This window comes from Pseudomonas sp. IT-P2 (assembly GCF_949767575.1).
GTDB classification, from domain to species: domain Bacteria; phylum Pseudomonadota; class Gammaproteobacteria; order Pseudomonadales; family Pseudomonadaceae; genus Aquipseudomonas; species Aquipseudomonas pharyngis.
Window position 1 is genome coordinate 1 of the sequence record NZ_CATKQA010000029.1, and the last position, 800, is coordinate 800.

An 800-nucleotide genomic window follows, 5' to 3' on the forward strand; every position below is an offset into this window, starting at 1 on the left:
CCCTCTTCCTTGCTCAGAACGTAAACTTCTGCGGTGAACTTGGTGTGCGGCTTAACCGAACCCGGCTTAACCAGAACCTGACCACGCTCAACGTCGTCACGCTTGGTACCACGCAGCAGAACGCCGCAGTTCTCGCCAGCACGACCTTCGTCCAGCAGCTTGCGGAACATCTCAACACCGGTGCAGGTGGTGGTGGTGGTGTCACGCAGACCAACGATTTCCAGGGCGTCCTGAACGCGAACGATACCGCGCTCGATACGGCCAGTTACAACAGTACCGCGACCCGAGATCGAGAACACGTCTTCGATTGGCATCAGGAACGGCTTGTCGATAGCACGCTCTGGCTCTGGGATGTAGCTGTCCAGAGTTTCCACCAGCTTCTTAACAGCGGTGGTGCCCATTTCGTTGTCGTCTTTGCCTTCCAGCGCCATACGAGCAGAACCGATGATGATCGGAGTGTCGTCGCCTGGGAAGTCATAGGTGGACAGCAGGTCGCGAACTTCCATCTCAACCAGTTCCAGCAGCTCAGCGTCGTCTACCAGGTCAGCCTTGTTCAGGAAAACCACGATGTACGGAACGCCTACCTGACGGGACAGCAGGATGTGCTCACGGGTTTGTGGCATCGGACCATCAGCGGCCGAGCAAACCAGGATCGCGCCGTCCATCTGCGCAGCACCAGTGATCATGTTCTTCACGTAGTCAGCGTGACCTGGGCAGTCAACGTGAGCGTAGTGACGAATGTTCGAGTTGTACTCAACGTGCGCGGTGTTGATGGTGATACCGCGAGCTTTTTCTTCTGG

1 protein-coding gene is annotated in these 800 nt (G+C 56.9%); it reads right to left on the reverse strand.

All coding sequences use genetic code 11. The features are described from left to right. A partial coding sequence (locus ACM6JM_RS16030; protein ID WP_414882204.1) for an elongation factor Tu occupies positions 1-800 on the reverse strand: 800 nt, incomplete at both ends.